The sequence below is a fragment of the Salinivibrio sp. IB643 genome, assembly GCF_001996105.1.
Taxonomy (GTDB): Bacteria; Pseudomonadota; Gammaproteobacteria; order Enterobacterales; family Vibrionaceae; genus Salinivibrio; species Salinivibrio costicola.
Map to the genome: position 1 here is coordinate 1 of NZ_MUFF01000056.1, position 5,940 is coordinate 5,940.

At 50.6% G+C, this 5,940-nt stretch carries 4 protein-coding genes and 2 pseudogenes; 5 read left to right on the forward strand and 1 reads right to left on the reverse strand.

From position 1 onward, the window contains the following. Nucleotides 1–729 (reverse strand): annotated as a pseudogene (locus BZG77_RS14040) (polysaccharide export protein); the annotation flags it as partial. Nucleotides 730–1,150: 421 nt separating this feature from the next. Between BZG77_RS14040 and BZG77_RS14045 the strand changes: the two are divergent. From BZG77_RS14045 to BZG77_RS14065, 5 genes and pseudogenes are all read left to right on the forward strand, one after another. After that, nucleotides 1,151–1,507 (forward strand): hypothetical protein, encoded by a 357-nt coding sequence (locus BZG77_RS14045; RefSeq protein WP_077647690.1) that lies wholly within the window; start codon nucleotides 1,151–1,153, stop codon nucleotides 1,505–1,507. Between the two features lie 68 nt (nucleotides 1,508–1,575). Further along, nucleotides 1,576–2,256, forward strand: a complete 681-nt coding sequence (locus BZG77_RS14050) for a YjbF family lipoprotein (RefSeq protein WP_077647691.1) — start codon at nucleotides 1,576–1,578, stop codon at nucleotides 2,254–2,256. Next, the gene (locus BZG77_RS14055) at nucleotides 2,256–3,041 is read left to right on the forward strand and encodes a capsule biosynthesis GfcC family protein (RefSeq protein ID WP_077647692.1); all 786 of its coding nucleotides are present in this window, start codon (nucleotides 2,256–2,258) and stop codon (nucleotides 3,039–3,041) included. Before BZG77_RS14050 ends, BZG77_RS14055 begins: the two co-directional genes overlap by 1 nt. Next, complete coding sequence (locus tag BZG77_RS14060; protein WP_077647693.1) at nucleotides 3,038–5,212, forward strand: YjbH domain-containing protein; 2,175 nt, start codon at nucleotides 3,038–3,040, stop codon at nucleotides 5,210–5,212. Before BZG77_RS14055 ends, BZG77_RS14060 begins: the two co-directional genes overlap by 4 nt. A 318-nt stretch (nucleotides 5,213–5,530) precedes the next feature. Beyond that, nucleotides 5,531–5,940 (forward strand): annotated as a pseudogene (locus BZG77_RS14065) (sugar transferase); the annotation flags it as partial.

The window sequence follows — 5,940 nt, forward strand, 5'->3', positions numbered from 1 at the left end:
AAAATATCGCCATCCTGCAACAAACGATTTTGGGTTAAATCGCCCTTTTGCATCAGCGCGTACAACGACATGCTTTGGTTCTTCGCCGCGCTTGGTTAAGGTCACATTGCGCCAATCGGCAAACTCAGTGATCCCGCCGGCGTGATTCACCGCATCTAAAATAGTGGTGGGAATATTGGTGATCGGTTGATAACCCGGCTTTTTCACTTCACCCGTAATATACGATTTTTGCGAGCGAAAGGCGGCGACATTGACATCAACTTGGGGCTTTTCAATATACGTGGCGAGGCGCTTAGCAATATCATCACGCACTTCTTGTACCGTTTTACCCGCAACATGCACTTGGCCAATGTAAGGATAAAAAATGGTGCCGTCATTATGCACCCAGTTGCCGGCTTCAGCAGAGCTGCGGTACGATCCCGCCGGAATGGTCAGTTCAGGGTGATCCCAGATAGTGACGTTAAGCACATCCCCCGGGCCGATGCGATACTCGTAGTTTTGTATTTTCTGATCGAGTTCAGGATTCACCTGCGCCAAGGTTCGCCCACGCTGACGGTTTAACTGTTTAATATAAGAGGGAGTGAGCGGGTGAATATTGACCTGCTGCGAGAGATCACCTGCAGGCTGACCCACGATATTTTTATCGCTTGGATCAAGGTGAGATCCCGGCATTGTACACCCGGCCAGAGCAAGCGTGCTCATAGCGACAAAACAAAAAGGTTTTAACACAACATCATCCTGGTTTTTGTTGTAAATTCCGCTGAACGGTAAAGCAATCGATGCGTGACTGACGATCCACAAACACACCCAACCTTTGYGACTTTTTATCAAGCYAAATCGCCGACAAAAACTGGAYGCACTCAAAGCCAGTACAGTAATAGCCTGCGGATAATACAGACATCAAGACGTGAAATAAACCCCCTACTCAATCGATGTAAAACGCATAAATTTAYCAACAAAARGCTGTAACACTCAGATCTTTCTGGCACAATAGCGCCCAACAAGTGTGATACATTTACAAACCGCGATGAAATCGGTAGGTTAAAAGCGTGTCTGCTTAAATAGACCCGACTTAGTGAAYACTAAGTGAGCATTAAGCYGACATTGTTTATATAGACAGTTTTAAATAAAACTATCCATGGAGAGTGTAATGAAAAAAGTAGCAACAGGCCTTATCGCTATGCTGTTCGCTGCCGGCGCAATGGCAGCAGGCGAGTCTGCTGGCACCGCAGCAGGAAGCAGTACCGGTGGCGCTACCTCAGGCACAGCCGCGTCTGCAAGCGCGGGTACCGCGAGCACWGGTGCAGCYAGTGCRGGCGCAAGCACKGCAGCCGCAGGCGGCGCAGCGGGTGCCGCKGGTGCAGCCGGTGCCGGTTCAGCCGCCTTTGGTGGYYTAGGTRTTGGTGCAATCGCCGCAGGYACCGCCGYAGCCGYAACGGTTGGCACTGCCGTGGCCGCAGCCAGTGATGATGGCACAACAGGCACAGTAACCACTAACGAAGGTTAAACTAGCCCTAAAACAACCGCYCTKSGTGGCGGTTGTTTTTTTTCTTATTCYACGACGTACCGAGCATCATGACATTTTCTCGACTCGCCCTTTCTCTGATACTGCCTRCGTTCCTACTCGGGTGTAGCCAAAAAGCCAGYAACCTTGCTGACACCTACRSCATGCTTTATCAAGGCTTTCCTGACGCAACYTAYAGCCGCTCAGACATCAACGCGCTACCCTATGCCAGTATTTATGCGCGCTTAGGAGAAGGCCCGAGAGGGTTTTTAGTGTTGGCGTTTGCCGAGCCAAATGCAACCACGGCCCCCACGTTAAAATGGCTCTCTGCCGATCAAGAACTCATCGCCACCACCGCYGGGCGCATTACCAAAACACTGACATTGCCTGGCACCAATCTGGTTGCCATTCACAGTGATACCCCCGACCCGCTGGCATTAGGRTTAATGAACGCCAMCACRCCTCAGCAGTGGCAGTTCCAACTCGAYTTTATGCCCGGTTATCACATCGGTTATCAAGCAAACAGTCAGTTTAAGCGTCAAGGCCAACAAACAATCACAATCAACGAGCAGACACACAACGCGGCACTGTTTACCGAAACCGTCACCGTTAGCACCATTGAACGCCAATGGACCAACCGCTATTGGTTTGACCTTGATTCCGGGCGATTGCTTAAAACCGAACAAACACCGGCACCTGACATGGCCCCCATCACCATCGACTTTCTTAAGCCGTATCAGGGAGATTTGTGATGAAAACCACCCAGCGAACCACCTCTCTCTCGTATCGTCGTCTGGCAACCGGGGCGCTGTTAATAGCCACCTTAATCAGCGCGGCACCGTTACATGCCGCCATGCTAAAACATCAGGTGACCGTCGACGGGCATACCCAAGACTACGCACAACCGCCGCGATTAAGCCAAGCGGTATCAGAGGCTTTAACGGCCACCAACGCGACGATCGATCGCGTATACTGGCTCGGCGCGGGCCTTTATGACATCACGCTCCCGAGCCGATTGGCCCCCCGAGCGCTGGCAGCAACGGAAAACCAAGCGGCGATACACGCGAACCCGATTAAACGTCGCTGGCAACGYTTAACYCATCAGCTTCAGCAGTTTACCGTGGCACGSCGTGCCAAAGTCCGGCTAGACCCTGATTTGTTACGTGTGGATAAAAGCAARAATCCGCGCATTGACGGCCAGTGGCAACTGGTGCTCCCCACTCGCCCAACCCATGTTTGGGTGCTGGGTGATATCGACGCYCCCGGACGCTATGCGTGGTCAACGCGTCAAAGCGCGAGTGATTACTTAGACGAGGCCACGGCCTCAACACGCGGGCACTCTTACGCGTGGGTCGTTCAACCCGATGGCGCGATTGAAAAACACGCGATCGCCTATTGGARCCGCTCACATCAAAATATTGCCCCGGGCGCCGTGGTTTATCTGCCGCTTCCCGCCAAAGCGTTAGCCTCATACCCTGATACCGGCAACGCCAATCAACTTGTTCTCGACTACCTTAGCAACAGGCTTCCGGAATGAAACGTGCTGTATTAACCTGTTCTGCCATTGTGATATCTACGGTCAGCGCTTCGCCGTCACAGGCAGATGATTTCTCTTATCCGGCTTTACACACCTCACAAATGGACTTTGGWGGCGTCGGCTTAATGCAAATGCCCTCCGCSCGTCATGCCCCCGAGGGGGAATTCAGTGTTGGTGTAACGCACAATGACGATTACATTCACTATCATGCCTCCTTGCAGCTGTTCCCATGGCTAGAAACCACGGTACGCTATACCCAAGTCTATGAYGTTTTGTATAGCCAAAACCCAGATTTTAGTGACGACAACAGCTACACCGATAAAAGCATCGATGCCAAGCTAAMACTGCTTGAAGAAAGCTATTGGTTACCGGCGTTGTCGGTTGGTGTGCGCGATATCGGTGGCACCGGATTGTTTGATGGCGAATACATTGCCGGCTCTAAACGSGCCGGGCCGTTTGATTTTACCWTAGGRGTCGGTTGGGGCTATYTAGGTAACCGTGCCAATCTGCGYGGTGATAAAAGCCAAGGGAACGACTGCGATCGCAACACCGGCTATAAAGGAAACGGRGGTAACGTTGACCTTGAACGTATGTTCTCTGGCTGCGTGTCGCTATTTGGCGGCGTGGCCTATCARACTCCCTGGGCCCCGCTATCMCTCAAACTCGAATATGATGGCAACGACTATCGCTCCGACTTTCCAACCAGTCAGGCCGGCACGCCGTTAGCGAGCGACAGCCCTTGGAACCTGGGTGTGGTTTATCAACTCACACAGTGGGCGGATGTACGTTTAAGTTACGAGCGTGGCAACACCTTTACTGCCGGGATCACACTGGCCAACAATTTTAATCACGCCGACCCTTTTTGGTTAGATGATCCCATTGCCGTTTACCAACCGGCAGATRCRACCCACACTCTCAGTGATAGCCAATGGCAACAACTGAGTAARCAGCTTGCYRCGAACGCAGGCTATCAAGATAACCGCGTGTATTATAACGGTGAGCAAGTTACCGTGACCGGTGAACAAACAAAATACCGGRATCGTACCACCGCGCACGATAGAGCGGCCCGGTTAATAGCCAACACCGGTATTGATGCCAAACGGTATCACGTGATTGAAACCAATCAACGTCAAGCCCTCACAGAGACCGTGATCGACGCCGAGCGTTATGCGCAAGTCGCCCGTCATGATTATTTAGGGGCAAGYATTGACGATGCATCTGGCACCGTGTCGGCAGGCCACACGTTTGCCAGTGGGCCACAAGTCAGTGATCAGTTAGAYACCTTCAATGCYGGGTTCGCMCCCAAGYTGCGTCAATCCATTGGGGGGTCGGAAGACTTTTATCTCTACGCATTAGGCGTCACTGGCCAGGCGGAGTGGCGCATGAACGACCACTGGCTCGCCTCGGGCGCCATTTATGCCAATATCACCGATAACTACGACAAGTTTAACTACACCGTTCCACCCGATGGCACCGAYTTAAAACGTGTCCGYACGCTCACCCGCCAATATTTAGACGAGACGTTTCGCGTCACCAAYCTTCAGCTCACCTACCTGGATCGTTTCAGTGAYCATTGGTATACCCAAGCGTACGGCGGCTATTTAGAAGACATGTTTGCCGGCGTGGGTGGCGAAGTGCTCTATCGCCCRTTCGATAGYCCMTTYGCGCTTGGTGTCGATATCAACTATGTCAAACARCGTCGRCCAGGCAGTGTGTTTGGCTTATTTGAGCAAGAGCWGCAATATAGTCAGGCRGATCAACAARGYTATCGAGTACAAACCGGCACAGCCACTGGCCACGCCACCCTATATTGGCAAGAGCCACTCGGGCTGTTTGACGGCACCTTGGCAAAGATCAGCGCAGGACGTTATTTAACCGATGATGTAGGTGTCACTCTTGATGCCTCTAAGCAATTTGACAGCGGCATTATYGCCGGTGTATTTGCCACCAAAACCGATCTRTCGGCSGAAGAGTTTGGCGAAGGGAGTTTTACCAAAGGGTTTTATATCTCGATTCCGTTTGATTTACTCTCRGTTAAACCGAGCACCCAACGCGCGAAYATTTCGTGGATGCCACTGCAACGCGATGGCGGACARCAAYTRGGRCGYAAATACCCACTTTATGAACTGACCGATCCACGCTCTCCGTGGCAGTCGCGTCCTATCCAATAAAGCCTTATCCAATAAAACCTGGTCCGATAAATAAGCCTGCGTCTAGCGGGCTTATTTACTCTTTTGTCATTAAAGTCTCAACCACGAGAATACTTTGCTTTATTGCGCTAAAAACACCCAACCGATCGGAAATTTCTCATTAATTAAATGTTTTTATCAAAAAAACGTTTCACTCCTCAGGACACACTTTTTTTAATCGCTCCCATCAGGTAGAATTTCGTCATTATTGTATAAAAAGTCACGCGTCACCGAATTGTATCTGGCACGTAACAACAGCGTGACAATCCATACTAACAATTAAAATTTGACTAGATACCCATGAATAATACGCTTTCGCCTGAGGTACAACATCGTGACTTAGAAACGGTCGCGCCGACAAAAGAACGAGAGTTGCGTGACTCGCGATTCATTAATCAACCGTATACTGACCATGACCAGTGTGATCTATTCATCTATTGCCCTCATGAAGACATCGATGATTTAGTGCAAGTATTAGAGCGCCATCCTGACTTAAGGGCTTGCATCAACTGCTATGAAGTACAAAACCTTAAAAATAAAACCTTGTGCCACTTTAAAAGTGCAAAGCTATCAACACAACAGCAAGAGTTTTTGATCGTGCCACGGAGGCTAGGTGCTTGGGTTGAACCTCTGGTTAGCTACTTTGATAGAACGCTCGGTTACACAGAAACCGAATTACTTCACAGTGGTTATTTTTTACACCAAAAAGC